Source organism: Streptomyces sp. NPDC023481 (assembly GCF_055560195.1).
Map to the genome: position 1 here is coordinate 140,876 of NZ_JBVHJE010000003.1, position 22,013 is coordinate 162,888.

The window sequence follows — 22,013 nt, forward strand, 5'->3', positions numbered from 1 at the left end:
CGCCCTCCTGTCGTGACAAGGCGTAGTCGTGCGAGCTCGTTGCGCGACCACACTTAGCATTGGTCTAAACCACGAGGGAAGGGCGGTCCGCCGGTTCGACCGAAACACACCCGCGCCCAGGGCGCTCACCCGCCGCCGCGGCGGCGGCTCACAGAGACCGGTAGACAGCGTCGACCAGCGCGGTTTTCCGTGGATCATCGGCGATGTGCGGCCCCATCCGGTTCATGACATAGCCCAGCGACACCCCCGCCTCCGGGTCGGCGAGCCCGCAGGAACCGCCGAATCCGTCATGGCCGAAAGCGCGCGGATTGGGCCCGTACGACCCACCAGGCCCGCTCAGCCACACACCGAGCCCCGCCTCGGTCTCGCGGTCGACACCCGTGCCGATCACCAGGTCGCGGCAGCTGCCCTGGCCCTCGCGCACCCGCTCGGCGGCCCCCGGGGACAGGATCCGCCGGCCGCCGAGCGAGCCCTGCCCGGCGAAGACGCCGTACAGCGCCGCCACCGCGCGGGCGGTGCCGTGCCCGTTGGCCGCCGGGATCTCCGCCGCCCGCCAGCCGGCGCTGTTCGCCTCCGTCGCCCCGACGACGGGGTTGGCCAGGACGGCCAACACCAACGGGCTGAAGGAAGCGGCCCGTTCACCGCTCGCGGCGACCGACGGGTGCACCAGCTCGGCCGCGCGGCCCGACTCCCGCGCCGGCAGGCCGACCGTGAAGCCGATCCCGAGCGGCCCGGTCACCTCCCGCTCCAGGAAGGCCCCCGGCCGCAGCCCCGAGACCCGTCGTACGACCTCCCCGACCAGGAAGCCGTACGTCAGCGCGTGGTACCCGGACCGGGTGCCGGGCTCCCACCAGGGCTCCGTGGCCGCGAGCCGCGCGGTGGTCAGCTCCCAGTCGTACAGGTCCTCCAAGGTGTGCCGCTCCCGCAGTCCGGCCAGGCCGGCGCGGTGCGACAGCAGGTGCCGTACCAGCACCTTCTCCTTGCCCGCGGCGGCGAACTCCGGCCAGTACGCGGCCACCGGGGCGTCGAGGTCGAGCAGGCCCCGGTCGGCGAGGATGTGCGCGCACAGGGCGACGGGCCCCTTGGTGGTCGACCACACGTTCACCACCGTGTCCCGCTCCCAGGGCCGGGTGCGCGCCGCGTCCGCCCAGCCGCCCCAGAGGTCCACCACCGTCTCCCCGGCGACGGTGACCGCCACCGCGGCGCCCAGCTCGCCCCGTTCGCGGAGGTTCTCCTCGAACGCCTCCCGGACCGCGGCGAACCGTGGATCGCAGTGGCCGTCGATCCCCGCGTGCGGTCGCGGTGTCCGGGGTGTCTGCGGGGTCTGCTGCGCGGGCATGTGGCCTCCGTCGTCGCCGGCGAACCCGGGCCGCGGCGCTGCGGCCCGGGCCCACCGAACGTACCGACTGGTCGGACCGGAGGGAAGTCCGCGGGTCGCGGTGCGGCTCAGGCGTACGACCGCAGCCAGCCCGCCTTCGCCGCCTCGTGGAAGGGGCCCCCGCCCTCGTGGTCGTTGAAGTCGTACACCTCGATCGCCTTGTCCTCGTGCGCCCACGCGTTGAACGCCGCGTACACGGTGGACGGCGGGCAGGTCTGGTCCTCCAGGGCCGCCGAGAACAGCGCCGGGGCCCGGCCCCGGGCCGCGAAGTGCACCCCGTCGAAGTAGGACAGCGTGCGCTGGACGTCCGCCGAGCGCCCGCGGTGCGTCTTGAGGAACAGACCGATCTCCCGGTAGGGGTGACGGTCCGTCAGGACCGCCGCGCGGGGGAAGTCGCACAGGAACGGCACGTCCGGGGCGACCGCCGCCAGGTCGGGGACCAGGCCGCCGACGGCCAGGGAGATGCCGCCGCCCTGGCTGCCGCCGGTCACCGCGGTCCGCGCCGCGTCGGCCAGCGGATGGGAGCGGGCCGCCTCGACCGCGCGCACGGCGTCCGTGAACACCCGGCGGTAGTAGTAGTTCTCGGGTGCCTCGATGCCCCGCGTCATGAACCCGGGGTACGCGGGCGCCGCGCCCACCGGGTCCGGCGTGTCGCCCCCGCCGCCCCAGCCGCTGCCCTGGCCGCGGGTGTCCATGGTGAAGTGCGCCCGGCCCGTCGAGGCCCACAGCAGGTTCTCGTGCGGCAGGCCGCGCCCGCCGCCGTAGCCGAGGAACTCCACGAGTAGCGGCAGCGGTTGCGTGGTTCCGGCCGGCAGCCGCAGCCAGCCCTTGACGGGGTGGCCGCCGAACCCGGCGAACGTCACGTCGTACACCTCGACCGTGGTCAGCCCGGTCTCCACCGGCTCGAAACGTGCGTTCAGTTCGTGCTCGCGGGCCTGCTGGAGCGTCTTGTCCCAGAAGGTGTCGAAGTCCTCCGGTTCGCTGGACCCGCTGCGGTACTCACGGAGTTCGTCGAGAGGCAGATCGAACTGGGCCATCAACAACCGCCTTCGTGAAGGGAGACTGCGTCGGCTCACCGTACGTGAGTGATCGGATGACTCGCCAGGGCGCGACGGGGCCCGGCCGGTCGGTGCTCGGTGCCCCGGCGCCGCAGCCACAGCGAGTAAGCGCTTGTTCTGCTCAGAGCGAGGCGGAAGCGCCTGCTCACATTGGTCGGGTGATCAGCCCGTCATGTGCGCGGCTGCGTCCAGCGCGGCCCCGTCCGGGCCCACTCCCGCTCCCACTCGGCCAGCCGGTGGCGCAGCGCGATCCGGCGCTCCAGCGCATGGCCGAGCAACACCACGGTCGCCGTGCCGCCGGCCGCGCACAGCCCCAGGGTGACCGCGTGCTGCCAGACCGTCACGTCGTCCGGTGGCGGGGCGACACTGCGGCCCCGGGAGTCGAACCACACCGACACCGGCTCACCGGCCCGGGTCCCCGCCGGCACCCGGGCCCACGCCGTCCGCACGCCCTTGCCCGGCTCGGTCCAGCGGACCTGGGCCCGGTACGGGTACCGGCGGTCCTTGCGCACATCGGTCGGCCGCTCGGGCGCCTCGCCGACCACCACGGCCCGCACCTGATGGCGCGCGGCCCGCTGCACCGCGGCCTGCGCGCTCGCCCGGTCGTGCGCCTGCAAGCCCACGGCCACCCCGACCAGGGGCGCGACCACGAACAGCAGGACGGCGACCACCAGCACCGTCCAGGCCTCCACGACGTCCGACCGGCGTCGCAGCGGATTGCGCCGCCAGCGCCAGCCACGCACCCGGGTACGCATGTCCACCTCCTCGCCACCGGCGGAGCCGGAGAGCCGGAGGAGCCGGGCCGCCGGTCCACCGCCCCCGCCGCTCACGCGCACGAGTGCCCACACCCGTCTCGTACCCTGTTCGGCGCCCCTCGCGCATGCCGTGAACCGCGAGTTCCGGCCCATATGGCGCACGGCACCCCGCCATGCGCCCCACGATGGCGCGCCCGCCCCGGCGCGCGACCCGGGCGCGCCATCGTTGCGGCCGTATGAACTCTCCCCGGGGCCGGGAATACCGCGCCCCGCGCCGCTCCTTGCCGATCGGTGCCGGTCGCCTTCCGGCCGGTGCCGGCCGCGGTGTGCCCGAGACTGGCACCGGACGCGCCGGTGACAGCGCGAGAGAAGTGAGGGAACGAGGATGCCCAGGCCGTATGTGTCCAGGTCCGTGATCGAGGTGCCCGCATGAGCGTCGTGAGCAGCCCGGGCGACCCCGGCCAAACCGCCGCGGGCGTCCCGCACGTCCTCGACAACCCGGCCCTCGCCGCCCTGACCGGCCCGCACGCCCGCTTCGCCGAGCGGCGCGGCCGGGTGCTGCGCTACCCGGTCGACGTCTCGCCCTGGCTGGCGCTGCCCGACGAACCCGACGCACAGGACTGGGCGGACATCGCCGCGCTGGCCGGACCCGGCGCCGAGATCGCGCTCCCCGGCTTCGACGGGGAGGTCCCGGAGGGCTGGGAGATCACGTTCCGGGTCGAGGGCGTGCAGTTCGTGGACGACGGCCTCGCCGCCGCACCGGACCCGGAGGCCGTCCCGCTCGGCCCGGAGGACGTCCCCGAGATGCTCGACCTGGTGGCCCGCACCCAGCCGGGACCGTTCCTGCCGCGCACCGTGGAACTCGGCACCTATCTCGGCATACGCCGTGGCGGCGCACTGGTCGCGATGGCGGGGGAGCGGCTGCACCCGCCGGGCTGGACCGAGATCAGCGCGGTCTGCACCGATCCCGCCTTCCGCGGCGCGGGCCTGGCGACGCGGCTGGTCCTCGCGGTCGCGCACGGCATCCGGGAGCGCGGCGAGACGCCGTTCCTGCACACCAGCGCCGAGAACGGCACCGCGATCCGGCTGTACGAGGCGCTCGGCTTCCGGCTGCGCCGCCGCACGGCGTTCCTCGCCGCCCGGGTGCCACAGCGCCTGCCGGACGGCCGCGCGGCGGTGCCGGTGCCGTGACGGGGTGGCCCAGTTGGGCCGGTTCGGTGCCGGTTCCGGTGTCGTGAACCAGCGGTCCGGCCAGACCGGTGCCGGTGCCGTGGCGTGGCAGCCTCGTCGGGTGGGTCGGTTGCCGGTCTCGTGACGCGGCGGCCTGGTCGGGCCGGCTCGGTGCCGGTGCCGTGAACCAGCGGTCCGGCCGGACCGGTGCCGGTGCCGTGACGCGGCGGGCTTGCCAGAAGGCGCCGGTTCCGGTGTCGTGACGCGGAGGCCGCGTCAGGCCGGTTCGGTGCCGCCCGGCTCCGCGTTGTACCGCTCCAGGTAGGCCGCGAACCGCACCAGGTCCTCCTGCGGCCAGCCCGCGAGCCGCTCCCGGAACGCGGTCCGGCGGCTGCGGGTGACCTGGGCCAGGATCTCCTGGCCCGCCTCCGTGAGGTGCAGCACCTGGACCCGGTGGTCCTCCGGGTCCAGCCGGCGCTCGATCAGCCCGGTCCGCTCCAGCGCCGCCACCTGGCGGCTCACCGTGGACTTGTCCAGGGCGTAGTGCGCCGCCAGGTCCGTCGCCCGGCAGCCGCCGCGCTCCTCCAGGTGGCCGAGCAGGGTGTACGACACCAGGGACAGCTCGGGGTGCATGCGGCCCGCCGACGCGCGGGCCCGGCGGGCGAAGATGGTCATCTCGCGCTGGATCGTCTCCACGGCCGACTCCGCTGCGCTCACGGGAATACCTCCTCCGGCGTTGTAGTTGTACAGTACAACTTAGACGGGAAGTTGTATAAGCCAACCTTTGGAGGACACACGCGATGAGGTCACCGGCACTGCGCCACGTGCTCACGCACCTGATCACCCCGCTACTGATGTGCATAGGCATGGGGCTCGCGTACATGGGGGCGTTCGTCACCCCGGAGCCGAACCACCTGCCGGTCGCCGTCGTCGGCACCGCCCCGCAGGCCAAGGTCTTCGCGCAGACGGTCAAGGACACCGCGGGAGACAAGCTCGACGTCCGTACGGTCGCCACCCGCGGGGACGCCGTCCGGCTGCTGACGTCACGCGAGGTCACCGGCGCCTACGTGCCGAGCGCCGAGAAGCCCGAGCTGCTCGTGGCCAGCGCCGCGTCCGACATGGGCGCCACCGCCGTGGAGAAGGTCTTCACCCCGGTCGCCGCCGAGGAGGGCGTCCCGCTGAAGATCACCGACGTGGCCCGGCCCGTCGCCGACGACCCCACCGGCCAGGGCCTGTTCTTCCTGCTGATCGCGGTCAGCATCGGCTCCTACGCCTCCGTCGCCGCCCTCGGTGCCGCGGGCGCCGCCCTCACGATGCGGGTCCGGGCGCTGCTCGCGCTCGGCGTCTCCGCGGTGGTCGGCGGCATCGGAGCGCTGCTCGCCGGGCCGGTGTTCCACCTTGCCCACCACGACCTCGCGGGCGTCTGGGGCATGGCCTGGCTGTACTCCGCGGGCATCCTCCTCGTCGGCGTGGGCCTGCACACCTTCCTGAAGCGGTGGACCACGCTCGCCATGATGGTGCTGTTCGTGATGCTGAACTTCACCAGCTCCGGCGGTTTGTTCCGGCCCGAACTGCAGAACGCGTTCTTCGGCACCCTGCACGCCTTCTGGAACGGCGCCGGTTTCGTCGAGGGCGTCCGCAGCCTGCTCTACTTCGGCGACGACGGCCTCGCCCGCACGGTGTGGACCCTCGTCGTCTGGCTGCTGGTCGGCCTGGCGGTGACCGCGATCGCCGCCCTGTACGAGCACACCCGCCGCACCCGTCAGGCGGTCGCGGACCCCGGCACCGGGCCGACGCCCCGGCGGACCACCGAGCCGGAGAGCACGCGGGAAGCCGAGGCGCGGGCCGAGGAGGCGGCCGAGGAGGAGGCCGAGGAGGAGGCCGAGGAAACGGTGGGCGTCTGAGCCCGCCGACCGAGGCCAGGGGCCGGCGACCCGCCGTGCGCTAAAGTGGCCGTCCGGCCGCGGTGATCGCGGCTCCGACGGTGAGGAGGTGAGACCCATTACCGCTGTGTCGGCTGGGGTGCTCCCTCCTCGTGACGGCGCGGTACACCGGAAGCGGTGACCGCGGGAGCGCCCCGAACGCCTCGCGCTCCCGAAAGGTCAAGGCTTCCATGCCCACCCCCGCACCGTTCCCCCCGTCTCCCTCGTTCTCCCCGGCCGCCGCCGTCTCCGCGTTGCGTGCCGCCGGGTGCGTCTTCGCCGAGGACGAGGCCGAGTTGATTCTCGCCACCGCCCGTACGCCCGAGGAGGCGGCCGGCATGGTGGACCGGCGCGCCGCCGGGCTGCCGCTCGAACAGGTCCTCGGCTGGGCCGGCTTCCGCGGGCTCCGCGTCACCGTCGAACCGGGTGTCTTCGTGCCCCGCCGCCGTACCGAGTTCCTCGTGGACCGGGCGCTGGCCGCCGTACCGGACGCGACCGTGGTCGTGGACCTGTGCTGCGGTTCCGGCGCGCTCGGCGCGGCCCTGGCCGCCGCCCTGGACGATGCCGAGGTGCACGCCGCCGACATCGACCCGGCCGCCGTACGCTGCGCCCGTCGCAATCTCGCCCCCTTCGGCGGCCGCGTCCACGAAGGCGACCTGTACGACGCCCTGCCCGCCGGGCTGCGCGGCCGGGTGGGCATCCTGACGGCCAACGTGCCCTACGTCCCCACCGCCGAGGTGGCCCTGCTGCCGGCGGAGGCCCGCGACCACGAGCCGCTGGTCGCGCTGGACGGCGGCGCGGACGGCCTGGACGTGCTGCGCCGGGTGGCCGCCGGGGCCCCCGAGTGGCTCGCCCCCGGCGGCTGCCTGCTGTCCGAGACCAGCGAACGCCAGGCACCGGCCGCCGTACGGGCCTTCGCCGACGCCGGTCTGACGACCCGTCTGGCGGTGGACGAGGACCGGTACGCGCACGTGGTGACCGGCACCCGGCGTCGCTGACGTACGCCCGCGGGGCGCTACGGCAGTTCCTGGGCCCGGGCGATCAGCAGGGCGACGTCGTCGTGGTTGTCGGGGTGGTGCAGTGTGCGCAGCAGGATGTCGCAGGCCTCCTCCAGGGGGCGGGCCGGGTCGTCGAGGAGGGACAGCAGGAAGGCCAGCCGCTCGTCCAGCGAGTGGTGGCGGGTCTCCACCAGCCCGTCGGTGTAGAACACCAGCTCGTCGCCCGGTGCGAAGTCGACCGTGACCGTGGAGAACCCGACCCCGCCCACCCCCAGCGGCACCCCGGTGGGCAGGTCCAGCAGCTCCGGCGGCCGGCCGGGCCGTACCCGGGCCGGCGGGAGGTGGCCGGCGTTGGCGATCCGGCACTGCCTGAGGTGCGGGTCGTGGACGGCGTACACACAGGTCGCGATGGAGTGGTCCAGCGCCGCGGTGGTCTTGTCCAGCTGCTCCAGCAGCCGGGCCGGGTCGAGGTCGAGGGCGGCCAGGGTGGTCGTCGCGGTGCGCAGCCGGCCCATCGTGGCGGCCGCGCTGACACCGCTGCCCATCACGTCCCCCACGACGAGCGCGGTCTTGCCGCCCTCCAGCGGGATGACGTCGAACCAGTCACCGCCGACCTCGCTGGTGGCGCCCGCCGGCTGGTAGCGGGAGGCCACCTCCAGGCCGGTCGTCACCGGCGGATGACCGGGCAGCAGGCTGCGCTGGAGGGTGAGGGCGGTGTTGCGGGCGTTCTGGTACCAGCGCGCGTTGTCGATCTGCACGGCCGCCCGGGCGGCCAGCTCCCGCGCCAGCAGGACGTCGTCCTCGTCGAAGGGCGCCGGATTGCGGGTGCGCTTGAGGTCGAGCGCGCCCAGCACCTCGCCGCGCGCGATCAGCGGCACGGCGAGGTAGGAGTGCAGGCCCGCGCGGCCGAGCAGGACGGCCGCCTCGGCGGAGCGGGCGATGCGCGCCAGGTCCTCGTCCTTGACCTGCCGTACCAGCACCGCCTCGCCGGTGCGCACGCACTCGGTGACCAGGCGGTCGGGCGCGTACCGGGCGATCCGGCCGGGCGGGTCGGCGGCGCGCACGGCCTCCGAGTCGTTCGCCGGGCGCACCGCCAGGGCCCGGATCACCGCGGCCTCCGAGGGGCCCAGCGTGCTCCGCCGGCCCTCGACCACCGCGTCCAGCAGGTCCACGGCGGCCACGTCGGCCAGTTCCGGCACGGCGACCTCCGCCAGCTCGCAGGCGGTGCGTTCGAGTTCGAGCGTCGTACCGATCCGGGTGGAGGCGTCCGCGATGACCGCGAGCCGGCGCCGGGCGGTCTCCGCCTCGACCGAGGCCCGGTGCTGCTCGGTGATGTCGACCACCGAGACCGCCACGCCCAGCACGTTGCCCAGCGCGTCCTCGAGCCGGTACAGCGAGTGCGCCCAGGTGTGGTCCGCGTCCGGGTCGGCGGGCGTACGGCCGGCCAACGTGTCGTCGATCACGGGCACACCGGTCTCCAGCACCCGCCGGGCGCCGTCCTCCACGGACGTGGAGTCCAGCATCGGCAGCACCTCGCGCAGCGTGCGGCCCACGTGCTCGGCGGCCGGCACCCCGTTGATCCGCTCCAGGGCCGGGTTGACCGAGACGAACCGCAGCCCGGTGTCGAGGACGGCGTACCCGATCGGCGACTGCCGCACCATCCGCTCGGACAGCGCCACCTCCTGCTCCAGCCGCCGTACGGTCGCCTGGTCGGCGGCGAGCCCGAGCGCGTACACCTCACCCTGGTCGTCCAGCAGCCGCATGTTGCGGAACTCCACCAGGCGGGTGCTGCCGTCCTTGCGGCGGATCGGGAAGCCGCCCGCCCAGCTCTCCCCGGTCCGCATGACGTCGGCGAAGAGCTTGCCGACCAGCTGGATGTGCCGTTCGTGCACCATCAGCCGGGCGGCCAACCGGCCGAGGGCCTCCTGCGCGGTGTAGCCGAACAGCTCCTCCGCCTGCGGGCTCCACAGGACGATCCGGCCCTCTGTGTCCAGGACCACCGAGGCCACGCCCAGGACGTCGAGCAGTCCGCTCGGCGGCACCGGTCCACGCGGGGGCTCGCCGTTCTCCGCCGCCGGAGCCTCGGCTGCACTCATGCCACGCACCGCCTTCGCCCGTTCGCACGGCACGTCGTCCCCCGTGCCGACTCCCCTTGTTCCACCGCTCTCACACCCGACTCCCCGACGCCGTCCACCTCCACCATCCCTCAACACGGCGGCGGACGTCCGCCGAGGCCGCCGCGCGCGGTGCGGGGCCTCCTGCCGAGACCGTACAGCGCGGTCCCGCTGGCCGTGAGAGGGCGGACCCATGTTGCTCGATTGGTCTGTACATGACCGTCACGCCACGCCAGACTGTCCGCCGACCGAGTGCCCCCCACGTCCGAGGAGTCGGCCATGCCCTCGTCCGCACGGCAACGCTGTCACGCAGTCCTCACCGGACTCGTCACCCTCGCCACCGCCGCCGTCGTGTCCCTCGCCGCCCCCGGCTCCGCCCACGCGGCCGACACCTGGACCGAGACCGGCTCCGACCGCGCCGACCCGCTGACCGAGAGCCAGGGCCTGACCTCGGTGGAGGTCCCCGCGAACAGCCCCAACCACTACACCGGCATCGGCACCATCCCCCTCGGCGTCTCCAGTCGCGGCTGGAACCACGTCGGCGACCCCGACGCCTCGTACAACGGCTACTACATCGAGCCCTACCAGCGGGACTCCGGCGACTCCAAGATGTACCGCGTCCAGGCGCCCGGCGGCGCCTGGTCGGAGTACGTCCACACGCTCGCCCCGGGCGAGGCGATGAACAACTCCTGGGACGCGATCTCGCCCGACGGCCAGTGGATGCTGTCCGGCGAGTGGGGCACGATGACCCGCCTGCTGGTCTTCCCCACCCCCGGCGTCAACCCCTCCACCTCCCCGTCGGCGAACCTCCCGCTGGCCTCCACCGTCCGCCTGGACCACGCCGTCCGCGACGTCCAGGGCTGCGACTTCTCCGGCCCCACCACCCTGCTGTGCTCCTCCGACGACCCGGACGGCAGCCTCTTCGGGCTCACCAAGCCGCTGCTCCAGATCGACCTGTCGGCCGCCCCGAACGGCACGGCCGACGTCTCCGGGCACGTCACCGCGCTGCGCCAGCTGCCGCTGCGCAGCTCCTGCTCGGGCACCTTCGAGGCGGAGGGCATCGACTACGACCGGCGCACCGGCATCCTGCGCGTGATCGTCGTCTCGCCCGGTTTCTGCGTCCTCACCGACAGCAAGACGTACAAGTTCGCTCGCGGCTGAGGTGTGCCCGGAGGTTCGTGGTGCTTTCCTGAGGATGGAAGCGGTTCGGCGGGGTACCCCGTTCCACCGCAGCGCGGCCACGAAAGGAGCGATCAATGGCAGACACGGAGCGGTCGCATCCGGAGACCGTCACGGTGGAGATCAGTGGATCGAAGGAGGACGCCCGCGTCGTTTTCGACGCACTGCGGACGTGCTTCGCCTCCGACCGGGGCGCGGATGAGGAACCTCAGCAGCTCCACGAGACCCGGCCCATGGTGTGGCTCGGGACCTACGACGTCGCGGACGCCCGGGAGACGGGCTGCCAGCCGGTCCGCCTGGGCGGGCCCGTGCAGGCGGACATCCAGGGCGGCTACTGGGCCGTCGACCGGTTCCGGACCACCCTGGACGCGATGTTCACCGTGCAGGAGACCTCCGCGGCCTCCGGCGACCAGGAGCGCGACCTGCACCTCCGCCTGGAAAGTCGCTGACACCCGCGGGTTTCCCGGCACAGCGCCCCGGCCGACATCGGATCGGCCGGGGCGCTGTGCCGTGCTCGGCCGTGGCCGGGGTCATCGTGGCCGGTGTCACCGCGGCGCCGTTGTGCAACTAGTTGCATAAAGCGTCGGGCTTCCTCTACAACAGAGGCGACGACACCGCGCACGGAGGGCCCGATGAGCCGATACCCGCACCTGATGACCCCGCTCGACCTCGGCTTCACCACGCTGCCCAACCGCGTCCTCATGGGCTCGATGCACGTCGGCCTGGAGGAGGCCGAGCGCGGCTTCGAGCGGATGGCGGCGTTCTACGCGGCCCGCGCGCGCGGCGGAGTCGGTCTCATCGTCACCGGCGGCATCGCCCCCAACGAGGAGGGCCGGCCCTACGAGGGCGGGGCCAAGCTCACCACCGAGGCGGAGGCCGGACAGCACCGGGAGATCACGGAGGCCGTACACCGCGAGGGCGGCCGGATCGCCCTGCAGATCCTGCACTTCGGCCGGTACGCCTACCACCAGGACCTCGTCGCGCCCAGCCCGGTCCAGGCGCCCATCAGCCCCTTCGTACCCCGCGAGCTGACCGACGCGGACGTCGAGCGCACCATCGAGGACTACGCCCGCACCGCCCGCCTGGCCCGGCGGGCCGGCTACGACGGCGTCGAGATCATGGGCTCCGAGGGCTATCTGATCAACGAGTTCACCGCCGCGCAGACCAACCACCGCACGGACCGCTGGGGCGGCTCGTACGAGAACCGGATGCGGTTCCCCGTCGAGATCGTCAAGCGGGTGCGCGAGGCCGTCGGCGAGGACTTCATCGTCATCTACCGGCTGTCCATGCTGGACCTGGTCCCGGGCGGCTCCTCGCTGGACGAGGTGATCACCCTGGGCAAGGCCGTCGAGGCCGCCGGGGCCACGATCATCAACACCGGTATCGGCTGGCACGAGGCCCGCATCCCCACCATCGCCACCTCCGTGCCACGCGGCGCCTACACCTGGGTCACCAGGAAGCTGATGGGCGAGGTGTCGGTGCCGCTGGTGACCACCAACCGCATCAACACACCCGAGCTGGCCGAGGAGCTGCTGGCCACGGGTGGCGCGGACATGGTCTCCCTGGCCCGTCCGATGCTCGCCGACCCCGACTTCGTCGCCAAGGCCGCCGCCGGGACCCCGGAGGCCATCAACACCTGCATCGGCTGCAACCAGGCCTGCCTCGACCACACCTTCAGCGGGCAGATCACCTCCTGCCTGGTCAACCCGCGCGCCTGCCACGAGACCGAGCTGGTGCTCGCACCGACCCGGCTGAAGAAGCGCGTCGCCGTCGTCGGCGCCGGTCCGGCCGGCCTCGCCTGCGCGGTCTCCGCCGCCGAACGCGGCCACACCGTCACCCTGTTCGACGCGGCGAGCGAGATCGGCGGCCAGCTCAACGTCGCCCGCAAGGTCCCGGGCAAGCAGGAGTTCGACGAGACGCTGCGCTACTTCCGCCACCAGCTCGACGCCCACGGCGTCGACGTACGCCTGGACACCTGGGTCACCGCCGCGGACCTGACCGGGTACGACGAGGTCGTCGTCGCCACCGGCGTCACCCCGCGAACCCCCGACATCCCCGGCGTCGACCACCCCCGTGTCCTCGGCTACCTCGACGTGCTGCGCGACGGCGCTCCCGTCGGCGACCGCGTCGCCGTCCTCGGCGCCGGCGGCATCGGCTTCGACGTCGCCGCGTTCCTCACCGACGGCGGCGACAAGGCGAGCGAGGACCCGGAGAGCTACTTCCGGCAGTGGGGCGTCGACATGGACTACCAGGCGCGCGGCGGCCTCGCGGCCCCGCGGCGGTCCGCGCCGCCCCGCCAGGTCCACCTGCTCCAGCGCAAGACCAGCAAGGTCGGCGCCGGCCTCGGCAAGACCACCGGCTGGATCCACCGCACCGAGCTGAAGCACCGGGGCGTCACCATGGTGCCGGGCGTGCGCTACGACCGGATCGACGACGCCGGCCTGCACATCACCGTCGGCGAGGAGAGCACCGTCCTGGAAGTCGACACCGTGGTGCTCTGCACCGGGCAGGAACCGCGCCGCGACCTGTACGAGGAGCTGCTGGCCGCCGGGGTCGCCGCCCACCTGATCGGCGGCGCCGACGTGGCCGCCGAACTGGACGCCAAGCGCGCCGTCAAGCAGGGCACCGAGGTGGCGGCGGCGCTGTAGGGGGCCGGACGCGCCTCCCTAGGATGAGCCCATGTCACTCCCGCACGCGATCCTCACCGCCCTGCTGGAAAAGCCCTCGTCGGGGCTGGAGCTGACCCGCCGGTTCGACAAGTCGATCGGCTACTTCTGGTCCGCGACGCATCAGCAGATCTATCGCGAGCTGGGGAAACTGGAGGCCGAGGGCTTCATTCGCGCGCTGCCGGCCCGGCAGCCGGCCCGTGGGCAGAAGAAGAGCTACGAGGTCCTGCCCGCGGGCCGCGCCGAACTGGCCCGCTGGACCGCCGCCGCGCAGGACCCCAGGACCCTGCGGGATCCGCTGCTGCTGCGGCTGCGCGCGGCGGCCGTGGTCGGCAGCGCGGGCCTGGAGGACGACCTGCGCCGCCATCTGCAGTTGCACCGGCGGCAGCTGGCCGAGTACCAGGAGATCGAGCGGCGCGACTTCCCGCCGGACCGCAACGCCCCGGAGGACCGGCTGCGCCACCTGGTGCTGCGCGCGGGCATCGACCTGGAGACCTTCTGGACGCGGTGGCTCACCCACGCCCTGGCGGAGTTCGCCGAACTGCCGGACGCCCAGGTCGCGGACGCCCAAGCGCCGGACGCCGAGCCGCCGGGTGAGGGCCGCGCCGGCTGAAGGCCGTTCAGAGCCGGTACGGCCTCGAGCGGCGGCGCAGGAACCAGCCGGTGGCGACGAGCCCGGCGCCGACCAGGGCACCGCCGAGACCCAGGGTCAGTGTGCCGTAGTCGTGGGTGGCGCCGCCGAGGCCGCCCATCACGCCCCGGGACGGAGCGGGGGCCGAGGTCGAGGAGATGGTCGGCCGCGCGGGCGAGGAGACGATCACCGACTGGCTGCCCGCGGTGCTGCCGCTGGCGCAGACCACCACCACGGTGTACGTCCCCGGGCTCACCGACGACCAGGCCGCGGACTGGCTGACGGAGGTGCCGGACAGGGCCACCTGCCGGCCCTGGGCGAAGTTCGCCTGACGGCTGGTGAGCAGGGCCGCCGTACCCCAGCTGCCGTTGATCTGGGTGCACGCGCTGGTGACCACCGAGACCGTGGAACCGGTGGTGCTGACGGAGATGCCCGAGGCCGCCGCGGACGGCCCGGCCAGCGCGGCCGGGAGCGCGGCGACGGCCGCCAGGATCAGGCCGGAGCGGAGCAGAAGTCGCGAGGTGTGCATGGGCTGGCCTCCGGCGGCACGGTTGGCGGTACGTCCCATGCGCCGCCGAGGGTCGGGAAACGTCCGTGCTGCCTCAACCGCAGCCAACGCGGCCCCGGGACCGCCCGCATGCGGGAGGGACCCGGTCGGGTGACGGATTCCTCCGTCCGGCGCACGGGGCTCCGCCGGGCCGGTGCCCCGGTCAGCCGCCCGTGGTCACCGTCCGCTGCGCCGACCAGCCGCCCCAGGTACCGTCCGGCAGCCGCGCCCGCAGCCGTACCCGGTGCTCCTCCCCGGCGGCGCCGCCGACGTAGAAGCTGTGCCGGGACCGGCCGCGCGGCGGTGTGCCGCCCCAGACGAGCGAGGTGGCCGCGGTGCCGTCCAGCTGGATCAGGTACTCGGTGATCACACCGTCCGTGCGCGGCGGGTCCCAGGCCAGGTCGATGTAGTAGGCACCGCCGGAGCGGTGGGTGGCGGCGGTGAACCCGGTGGGCGCGGTGCCCCGGCCGTCGTCGCTGCCCGGCGTGGTGAGGCGGACCGGCGGCCCGGCGGGGGAGAGGTTGTCGGCGGCGTCCCGGGCGCGGACCGTGAAGACGTACCGGCTGCCGGGACGCAGACCGGTGACGACGGTGGCGGTCTGGTCCCCGCCCACGCTGTGGATCTTCACTCCGCCCTGGCAGATGTCGTACGACAGCACGCCCCGGTCGTCCCGGGAGGCGCCCCAGGTCAGCTGGACCGCGCGGCTGCCGACCACCCGCCCGACGGTCGTCGGCGGCCGGGTCGGTGCCGAGCGGTCCGCCGGTGTCGCGGCCGGTGTGCGGGCCCGCACCGCCCGGCTCGGCGGGCCCAGCCGGCCCGCGGTGTCCCGGGCCCGCACGGAGAAGGCGTAGCTGGTCGACGGCCTGAGCCTGGTGACGTCCACCATGTGCTGCGAACCCGGTACATCGGCCACTTTCGTGGTGCCGCGATAGACCTCGTAGGTACGGACTCCGGAGGTCCCCGGCGCCGCGTCCCACATCACGTGCACGCTCGTGGCGCTCCCCGCCGCCGCGGTGACCCCGGCCGGGGCGCCGGGCACCCGGCCCTCGCCGCCGTCGTCGGCCCGGCTCCAGCCGCAGGCCGCCACCAGCAGCAGCGATCCGCACAGCAGCACGAGCGGAACGGGAACGCGTCGCACGGCCCTGCCTCCCCGGACGGCCTCGGCACCTCTAAAAGGTCCGGACCAATATGGCCCGGCGGGGGCGGGCGCGGCAAGGGGGCCGCAGGGGCGACCGTCTCGGGGAGGTACGTATGCTGGGCCTCCCTACGGCTGAACCACCCTGGAGCAAAGGGGAGTTCACGCCTGCGGCGCGGACACGCTGTCGTCGCCGATCCCGCGCCGGCGCGGGTGGCCGGGGGGCCCGGGCCGGGCCTCCCGGCCCCTGTTGTCCCCGCTCCCGCCCCCACATCCGACCTCTCCGGCCGTCCTGTCCCCTTACGGGGTGTCAGGGACGTGCTCCATCCGGCCCCTTCGCGGTGGCCCCCACGGCCGTGCGCCCGGACCCACCGCACAGTGGGCTGGTTGTCCCCATGTCCCCGACGAGAGGGTCCCCCATCGTGCGTTTCCCGTCGCTGACCCTGGCCGCGGCCGGTGCAGCCCTGCTCACGCCGGCGGCCCTGCCCGCCCCGGCCACCGCCGTCCCCGCCGCGGTCGTCCCGTCCCGCGGCGAGGGCGCGGTCGCCGCCGCCGATCTGCTGGCCCGGGCAGGCGCGTGCACCGAACTGTCCAAGGGCCGCTACCGCACCGACGCCGGCGGCCCCGCGACCGTCCCCGTGTGCGGCACCCGTGACGCCGTCTTCTGGAAGGCCGACCTGGATATCGACTGCGACGGGCGGCCCACCATCCACTGCAACAGCAGCACCGACCCCACGTTCGCCGCCGCCACCGCCTTCGAGCAGTCCGACGGCCGCTACCTGAACGCCGAGACCCTGCCCTACATCGTCGTCCCGGGGCCCAGCTCCCGCTGGGACTACCGCGCGCACGGCATCCGGGGCGGATCCGTGGCCGCCGTCGTCTACGGCGACCGGGTGCAGTACGCGGTCGTCGGTGACACCGGCCCGAGCGACATCATCGGCGAGGCCTCCTACGCGGCCGCAGCCGGGCTCGGCATCAACCCCGACCCGCAGGTCGGCGGGGTGCCCGGCGGTGTGACCTACATCGTCTTCCGTGACTCCCGGATCAGCCCCATCGAGAACCACGCGGCGGCGGTGACCGAGGGGGAGCGGCTGGCCAGACTCTTCGTCACGAACAACTGACCAGGAACGACCGGCCGGGAACCACTGGCCGGCGACACGGGAACCGCCGACCAGCGACAACTGACCAACGACAACTGGCCAGGCACGACTGGTCAGGCACAACCGAACAGGCACAACCGAACAGGCACAACCGGCCGGACGCGACCGACCGAGCAGGCACAGCCGACCGGTCCGCTCCCGGGAACCGCTCACACCTTCCGGTAGTCGTACGCCTCCGCCGCGGCGGCCTCCACCGCGTCCAGGTCGGCACCCGCCGCGGCGGTGACCACGGCGGCCACCGCACCCTCCAGGAACGGGGCGTCCACCAGGCGTGTGCCGTCCGGCAGTTCGTCGCCCTCGGCGAGCAGCGCCTTCACCGTGAGCACCGCGCTGCCCAGGTCGGTGAGGACCGCCACCCCGGCCCCCCGGTCCACCGAGGCCGCCGCGGCGGAGATCAACTCGGCGCTGGTGCCGAGCCCCCCGCCCTCGGTGCCGCCGGCCGGGGCCACCGGCACCGCGCTCGCCCCGCCCGCCAGACCCTTCGCCAGCTCGGCCACCGAGGCAGCCACCTCCGCGCTGTGCGACACCAGCACGATCCCGACCAGCTTCTCCTCACTCACCGTCCGCCTCCGCCGTGTCGGCCAGCGCCGCGATCAGCAGCGCCGACGAGGTCGCCCCCGGGTCCTGGTGGCCGATGCTCCGCTCGCCCAGATAGCTCGCCCGGCCCTTGCGGGCCTGCAACGGCGTGGTGGCCAGCGCGCCCTCCTCGGCGGCGGCCCGCGCGGCGGCGAACCCGGAACCGAGCGCGTCCACCGCCGGCACCAGCGCGTCGATCATGGTCTTGTCGCCGGGTGCCGCCCCACCGAGCTTCATCACCCCGTCCACGCCCTCGCGCAGCGCCGCGGCCAACTGCTCCCGGCCGACCTCCGTGGCATCACCGAGCGCCTTTCCGGTCCGGCGCAGCAGGGTGCCGTACAGCGGTCCGGACGCGCCCCCGACCGTCGAGATCAACTGCCTGCCGGCCAGGGCCAGTACGGCGCCCGGGGTGTCGGGCGCGTCCTTCTCCAGGGCGGCCGCCACGGCCGTGAACCCGCGTTGCAGATTGCTGCCGTGGTCGGCGTCCCCGATGGCCGAGTCGAGGGCGGTGAGCCGCTCCGCCTCGCGGTCGACGGACGCAGCGGCCGCCGTCATCCAACGGCGGAAGAAATCGGCGTCGAGCACTGGAACTCCTTGCGTCGGAGGGCTGTTGACCAACGCGGCCGGGTCGAATGGCCGCCTGCCGGGCCGTCTCACATCCCCCAGCGCAGGCCCGGGGTGTTCACCGGCGCGTCCCACAGCCGGAGCAACTCCTCGTCCACCTGGCACAGCGTCACCGAGGCGCCCGCCATGTCCAGGGACGTGACGTAGTTGCCGACGAGGGTGCGGGCCACGGGAACGCCGCGCTCCCTGAGCACCCGCTGCACCTCGGCGTTGAAGCCGTACAGCTCCAGCAGCGGTGTCGCGCCCATGCCGTTGACCAGGACCAGGACGGGGTTGCGTGGCGGCATGTCCTCCAGAACGGCGTTGACCGCGAAGTCGGCGATCTCCCCGGAGGTCATCATCGGCCGCCGCTCGCGGCCCGGCTCGCCGTGGATGCCGATGCCCAACTCCAGCTCGCCGTCGGGAAGATCGAAGGTCGGGCTGCCCTTGGCCGGGGTCGTACAGGCGCTCAGGGCCACGCCGAAACTGCGGGAGTTCTCGTTGACCTGGCGGCCGATGGCCTCCACCCGCTCCAGCGGCTGTCCCTCGGCCGCGGCGGCGCCCGCGATCTTCTCCACGAACAGCGTCGCGCCGGTCCCGCGCCGGCCCGCCGTGTACAGGCTGTCGGTGACCGCGACGTCGTCGTTGACGAGGACCTTGGCGACCTGGATGCCCTCGTCCTCGGCCAGCTCGGCCGCCATGTCGAAGTTCAGCACGTCGCCGGTGTAGTTCTTCACGATGAACAGCACGCCCGCCCCGCTGTCCACGGCGGCCGCGGCGCGCGCCATCTGGTCCGGCACCGGCGAGGTGAAGACCTCACCGGGGCAGGCGGCGGACAGCATGCCCGGGCCGACGAACCCCCCGTGCAGCGGCTCGTGCCCGGAGCCGCCGCCCGAGACCAGCGCGACCTGCCCGGCCACGGGGGCGTCGCGGCGGACGATCACCCGGTTCTCCACGTCCACGTTCAGCTCGGGATGCGCGGCCGCCAAGCCGCGCAGCGCGTCCGCCACCACGGTCTCCGGCACGTTGATCAGCATCCTCATGGGTGTCTCCTCGTATCTACGCGGGTCAACAGCGTCAGGAGTCTGGAGCCGACTTGGGAGGCCTCCCGGTCCTACTTCGAAGTATCGGCCCTGCGGCGAGGAAGGTCACCTGTAGGCGTGAGGCGTCGCCGGGCGCACGGCTCCGCTTCGGCGGGGCCGACCGGGGAACCCGGTGCAGCGGGACGGGGGCCGCCGGCCGGCGGAGGAGGTGCCGTCGCCGTGGACGACTGGGAGATGTGGGACATGCACGACGAAGTACGGCTGTCAGCGCACGAGCGACTCGCGCTGTTGCAGATCGAGGCGAACCTCCGGCAGGACCGGCGGTTCGCGCGCCGCATGGGCGCTGTCCGGGACCGGATGTGGCTGCCGGCGTCGGTTCTCCTGCTGGCGGCCTCCTCGGCGTTCGTCGCCGTCATGGGCATCCGCACCTCGCAGTCCGCGCTGCTGTGGTGCTTCGCGCTGCTGTGGCCGCTGACCCTCTTCCAGGCGTTCCGGCTGCTGTGCCGGAGCGGGGCCGGCCCCCGCCGCCGGCCCCGCTCCGGCACCCGCCCGACCCCGTGGCTGTGACGTCCTGACCGGCCCGACGGAACGCCGGTGGCCGTGGACCTCTGCGCGGCCGGACGGAACGCCCGTGGCCGGCGTGAACCCCTGACCGGGCCCACGGGACGGGGGCCGGGCAGCTGCCCGGCCCCCGCGGGGGAGCACCCCGTCAGCTCTCCTTGCCCCGCCCCGACAGCGCGTCGCGCAGGCGGTCGACCAGGCCGGCTCCCGGCGCCAGCAGCTTGTTGGCCGGGGGAGTGTCCGGTGCCGACGGGTGCGGGCGGGTGGGGGCCGTCTTCTTCGCCCGCCGGACCTTGTCGCCCAGGTCCATCAGCGCGTCCGGGGGACAGGCCGCCTCCAGCTGCGGGAACAGGTTCTGCTCCTCGTCCGTCACATGGGAGCGGATCTCGCTCATCAGCTGGGTCATGAGCGTGTCGAAGCGGGGGTCGTCCGCCTCGCAGCTCTCCAGGTCCTTCATGAGCTGCTCGGCCTTGGCGTGGTCCTCGAGTTCCTTGTCGGCCAGGCGGTCCCCGTTGGTCACGTGTTCGCGTACCGCCGGGTACAGGTAGGACTCCTCCGCGACGGAGTGCCGGATCAGCTCCATCGTGGCCTGGTCGCAGAGGGTCTTGCGTTCCGCGGAGCCGGGCGGCAGCGCCTCGATGCGGCCGAAGATCTCCTCGACCTCGCGGTGGTCGGTGGTCAGCTCCTGGATGACGTTTCCGCCGTGACCCATGGTCGTTACCTCCTGCGTCCAACGCGGCGGCCCGTGAGCGGCCTGCCGTCGCCGCGTCGAGTGCCCCGGCCTCGGCGCGCTACACGGTCCGCCGGGACCGGTCAGCGCATCGGGTGGCAGTCTGCGGCCGTCCGGCCCGCTCCGAAGAGCGCCGCCCCCCGTCCTCTGGAGAGCGCACATCCCGGCCTCCGGTGAACGCCCCCACCCGTGCCCGGCCCCCGTCCTCCGGGAGCGCACCACGCCGGCCTTCAGCGAACGCCCCCCATCCTCGGAGAGCGCCCACCCCGGCCTTCGGCGAACGCCCCCCACTCGTGCCCCGCGCTGACCGATCGCCCGCACGTGGACCCGGGCCGCGAGTCGTCTCAAGAACTCGAACGCAGCATCCCCGGTGGCCACTTGGGGCCGGCCCGGCAGCGTCCCAGGGCCCCGCTCGGCACCGCCGCAGCCACCTCGTCGTGCGGGAGTCCTCCGTCTGTGGTAACCGGGTCGCAGGAGTCGCGAGACCGCGCGTGATTCCGGAGAATGAGAGTCCAACGTGTGAACCCAACTGGCAGGGGAACCCAGCTGCCAGCGCCGTCCAGCCAGTGGCGGCGAACCAGGGCGGCCCCGCGCGAACGACGGGACCCGAGCCCTGTCCTCCCCCTTCCCCACGGGCCGACGGCGTCGGACCCGGCGACGCGGCACGCGCCCATCCCCTCGGCCTGCGCGACGACGCAGCCCGGGACGCGGACCGGGCGGACGCGGACGCGTGGACCAAGGACGACGAAGGAACAGCCCCCATGACTGGTGACACACCGTTCTCCTGGCGGCGCGCCCTCGTGACCGGCGGCGCCGGCTTCCTCGGCTCCCACCTGTGTGAACGCCTGCTGGATTCGGGCGTCGAAGTTGACTGTGCCGACAACCTGGCCTGCGGGCGGCGCGAGAACATCGCCCGGCTGGAGGACCAGCCCGGCTTCCGCTACGTGCACTGCGACGTCTCGGCACCGGAGTGCGCCGAGCTGCTGCCGGGCCCGTACGACCTGGTCCTGCACTTCGCCTGCCCGGCCTCGCCCGCCGACTACCTGCGCATGCCCCTGCAGACCCTGGACGTGGGCAGCCTCGGCACCCGCAACGCCCTGGCGGTCGCCGAACGCGACGGCGCCCGCTTCCTGCTCGCCTCCACCTCCGAGGTGTACGGCGACCCGCTGGTGCACCCGCAGCACGAGGGCTACTGGGGCAACGTGAACCCGGTCGGGCCGCGCAGCGTGTACGACGAGTCCAAGCGGTTCGCCGAGGCCCTGGTGACCGCGCACGCCGCCACCCACGGCACGGACGCCGGGATAGTGCGGCTGTTCAACACCTACGGCCCGCGGATGCGGGCCCACGACGGCCGCGCGGTGCCCACCTTCATCTGCCAGGCCCTCGCCGGCGAGCCGCTGACGGTGACCGGCGACGGCAGCCAGACCCGCTCGCTGTGCTACGTGGACGACACCGTCGACGGCATCCTGCGGGTGGCCGCCAGCAGGGCGGTGCGGCCCGTCAACATCGGCGGCAGCGACGAGATCACCATGGCCGACCTGGCCCGCCGGGTGGTCGCCCTGACCGGCTCCCGGTCCCCGATCGCGTTCATAGACCGGCCCGTCGACGACCCCGGCCGGCGCCGCCCGGACACCACCCTCGCGCGCGAACTGCTCGGCTGGTCGCCGCAGGTCCCCTGGGAGGAGGGCCTGAAGCAGACCATCGCCTACTTCGCGGCCCAGCCCCCGGAACCGGTCCGGCCCCCCTACCAGGAGGAACCGGCCCCCCGGTTCTGACCCCCCGCCCCC

At 73.8% G+C, this 22,013-nt stretch carries 21 protein-coding genes; 10 read left to right on the forward strand and 11 right to left on the reverse strand.

Features of this window, described 5'->3' with window-relative positions; translation table 11 throughout:
• Positions 1 to 148: 148 nt before the first annotated feature.
• From ACZ3ZD_RS08105 to ACZ3ZD_RS08115, 3 genes are all read right to left on the reverse strand, one after another.
• Positions 149 to 1,339: a serine hydrolase domain-containing protein gene (locus tag ACZ3ZD_RS08105; RefSeq protein ID WP_467394799.1), complete on the reverse strand. Its 1,191-nt coding sequence runs from the start codon at positions 1,337 to 1,339 to the stop codon at positions 149 to 151.
• 107 nt (positions 1,340 to 1,446) lie between these two features.
• Positions 1,447 to 2,415, reverse strand: a complete 969-nt coding sequence (locus ACZ3ZD_RS08110) for an acetylxylan esterase (RefSeq protein ID WP_467394801.1) — start codon at positions 2,413 to 2,415, stop codon at positions 1,447 to 1,449.
• A gap of 191 nt (positions 2,416 to 2,606) precedes the next feature.
• A complete protein-coding gene (locus tag ACZ3ZD_RS08115) occupies positions 2,607 to 3,191 on the reverse strand; it encodes an Rv1733c family protein (protein WP_467394803.1) in 585 nt (194 codons plus the stop codon).
• Between the two features lie 429 nt (positions 3,192 to 3,620).
• On the opposite strand from ACZ3ZD_RS08115, the gene ACZ3ZD_RS08120 reads away from it, so the two are divergent.
• Positions 3,621 to 4,382 (forward strand): GNAT family N-acetyltransferase, encoded by a 762-nt coding sequence (locus ACZ3ZD_RS08120; protein ID WP_467394805.1) that lies wholly within the window; start codon positions 3,621 to 3,623, stop codon positions 4,380 to 4,382.
• A 255-nt stretch (positions 4,383 to 4,637) separates the two neighbouring features.
• On the opposite strand, the gene ACZ3ZD_RS08125 is transcribed toward ACZ3ZD_RS08120, so the two are convergent.
• Positions 4,638 to 5,036 (reverse strand): MarR family winged helix-turn-helix transcriptional regulator, encoded by a 399-nt coding sequence (locus tag ACZ3ZD_RS08125; protein WP_467395319.1) that lies wholly within the window; start codon positions 5,034 to 5,036, stop codon positions 4,638 to 4,640.
• Between the two features lie 125 nt (positions 5,037 to 5,161).
• Between ACZ3ZD_RS08125 and ACZ3ZD_RS08130 the strand changes: the two genes are divergently transcribed.
• Together ACZ3ZD_RS08130 and ACZ3ZD_RS08135 are read left to right on the forward strand one after the other, a co-directional pair.
• The gene (locus ACZ3ZD_RS08130) at positions 5,162 to 6,265 is read left to right on the forward strand and encodes an ABC-2 transporter permease (protein ID WP_467394807.1); all 1,104 of its coding nucleotides are present in this window, start codon (positions 5,162 to 5,164) and stop codon (positions 6,263 to 6,265) included.
• A 209-nt stretch (positions 6,266 to 6,474) separates the two neighbouring features.
• A complete protein-coding gene (locus ACZ3ZD_RS08135; protein WP_467394809.1) occupies positions 6,475 to 7,281 on the forward strand; it encodes a putative protein N(5)-glutamine methyltransferase in 807 nt (268 codons plus the stop codon).
• 17 nt (positions 7,282 to 7,298) lie between these two features.
• Here the strand turns inward: ACZ3ZD_RS08135 and ACZ3ZD_RS08140 are convergent, their stop codons facing one another.
• Positions 7,299 to 9,377, reverse strand: coding sequence for a SpoIIE family protein phosphatase (locus ACZ3ZD_RS08140; RefSeq protein ID WP_467394811.1), 2,079 nt, complete (start codon positions 9,375 to 9,377; stop codon positions 7,299 to 7,301).
• 297 nt (positions 9,378 to 9,674) lie between these two features.
• On the opposite strand from ACZ3ZD_RS08140, the gene ACZ3ZD_RS08145 reads away from it, so the two are divergent.
• The 4 genes from ACZ3ZD_RS08145 (at position 9,675) to ACZ3ZD_RS08160 (ending at position 13,853) form a co-directional block, all read left to right on the forward strand.
• Positions 9,675 to 10,556, forward strand: a complete 882-nt coding sequence (locus ACZ3ZD_RS08145) for a hypothetical protein (RefSeq protein ID WP_467394813.1) — start codon at positions 9,675 to 9,677, stop codon at positions 10,554 to 10,556.
• Between the two features lie 95 nt (positions 10,557 to 10,651).
• The gene (locus ACZ3ZD_RS08150) at positions 10,652 to 11,023 is read left to right on the forward strand and encodes a hypothetical protein (RefSeq protein ID WP_467394815.1); all 372 of its coding nucleotides are present in this window, start codon (positions 10,652 to 10,654) and stop codon (positions 11,021 to 11,023) included.
• A 183-nt stretch (positions 11,024 to 11,206) separates the two neighbouring features.
• Positions 11,207 to 13,222: an NADPH-dependent 2,4-dienoyl-CoA reductase gene (locus ACZ3ZD_RS08155; protein WP_467394817.1), complete on the forward strand. Its 2,016-nt coding sequence runs from the start codon at positions 11,207 to 11,209 to the stop codon at positions 13,220 to 13,222.
• 31 nt (positions 13,223 to 13,253) lie between these two features.
• A complete protein-coding gene (locus ACZ3ZD_RS08160; RefSeq protein ID WP_467394819.1) occupies positions 13,254 to 13,853 on the forward strand; it encodes a PadR family transcriptional regulator in 600 nt (199 codons plus the stop codon).
• Positions 13,854 to 13,860: 7 nt separating this feature from the next.
• Here ACZ3ZD_RS08160 and ACZ3ZD_RS08165 read toward each other — a convergent pair whose 3' ends face one another.
• Positions 13,861 to 14,400: a hypothetical protein gene (locus tag ACZ3ZD_RS08165; RefSeq protein WP_467395320.1), complete on the reverse strand. Its 540-nt coding sequence runs from the start codon at positions 14,398 to 14,400 to the stop codon at positions 13,861 to 13,863.
• Between the two features lie 181 nt (positions 14,401 to 14,581).
• On the reverse strand, positions 14,582 to 15,556 hold the full coding sequence (locus ACZ3ZD_RS08170; protein WP_467394821.1) for a fibronectin type III domain-containing protein: 975 nt from the start codon (positions 15,554 to 15,556) through the stop codon (positions 14,582 to 14,584).
• 419 nt (positions 15,557 to 15,975) lie between these two features.
• Between ACZ3ZD_RS08170 and ACZ3ZD_RS08175 the strand changes: the two genes are divergently transcribed.
• Positions 15,976 to 16,674, forward strand: coding sequence for a glycoside hydrolase family 75 protein (locus ACZ3ZD_RS08175; RefSeq protein ID WP_467394823.1), 699 nt, complete (start codon positions 15,976 to 15,978; stop codon positions 16,672 to 16,674).
• A 188-nt stretch (positions 16,675 to 16,862) separates the two neighbouring features.
• Here ACZ3ZD_RS08175 and ACZ3ZD_RS08180 read toward each other — a convergent pair whose 3' ends face one another.
• From ACZ3ZD_RS08180 to dhaK, 3 genes are all read right to left on the reverse strand, one after another.
• Positions 16,863 to 17,273 (reverse strand): PTS-dependent dihydroxyacetone kinase phosphotransferase subunit DhaM, encoded by a 411-nt coding sequence (locus ACZ3ZD_RS08180; RefSeq protein ID WP_467394825.1) that lies wholly within the window; start codon positions 17,271 to 17,273, stop codon positions 16,863 to 16,865.
• On the reverse strand, positions 17,266 to 17,874 hold the full coding sequence (dhaL, locus tag ACZ3ZD_RS08185) for a dihydroxyacetone kinase subunit DhaL (protein ID WP_467394827.1): 609 nt from the start codon (positions 17,872 to 17,874) through the stop codon (positions 17,266 to 17,268). The genes ACZ3ZD_RS08180 and dhaL overlap by 8 nt, the downstream gene beginning before the upstream one ends.
• A gap of 68 nt (positions 17,875 to 17,942) precedes the next feature.
• Positions 17,943 to 18,935: a dihydroxyacetone kinase subunit DhaK gene (dhaK, locus tag ACZ3ZD_RS08190; RefSeq protein ID WP_467394829.1), complete on the reverse strand. Its 993-nt coding sequence runs from the start codon at positions 18,933 to 18,935 to the stop codon at positions 17,943 to 17,945.
• Positions 18,936 to 19,154: 219 nt separating this feature from the next.
• Here dhaK and ACZ3ZD_RS08195 point away from each other — a divergent pair, with 219 nt between their 5' ends.
• Entirely contained in the window at positions 19,155 to 19,502 is a 348-nt protein-coding gene (locus ACZ3ZD_RS08195) for a DUF3040 domain-containing protein (RefSeq protein WP_467394831.1), read from the forward strand.
• Between the two features lie 142 nt (positions 19,503 to 19,644).
• Here ACZ3ZD_RS08195 and ACZ3ZD_RS08200 read toward each other — a convergent pair whose 3' ends face one another.
• On the reverse strand, positions 19,645 to 20,208 hold the full coding sequence (locus ACZ3ZD_RS08200; RefSeq protein ID WP_467394833.1) for a hemerythrin domain-containing protein: 564 nt from the start codon (positions 20,206 to 20,208) through the stop codon (positions 19,645 to 19,647).
• Between the two features lie 779 nt (positions 20,209 to 20,987).
• Between ACZ3ZD_RS08200 and ACZ3ZD_RS08205 the strand changes: the two genes are divergently transcribed.
• Complete coding sequence (locus ACZ3ZD_RS08205) at positions 20,988 to 22,001, forward strand: NAD-dependent epimerase/dehydratase family protein (RefSeq protein WP_467394835.1); 1,014 nt, start codon at positions 20,988 to 20,990, stop codon at positions 21,999 to 22,001.
• Positions 22,002 to 22,013 lie beyond the last annotated feature (12 nt).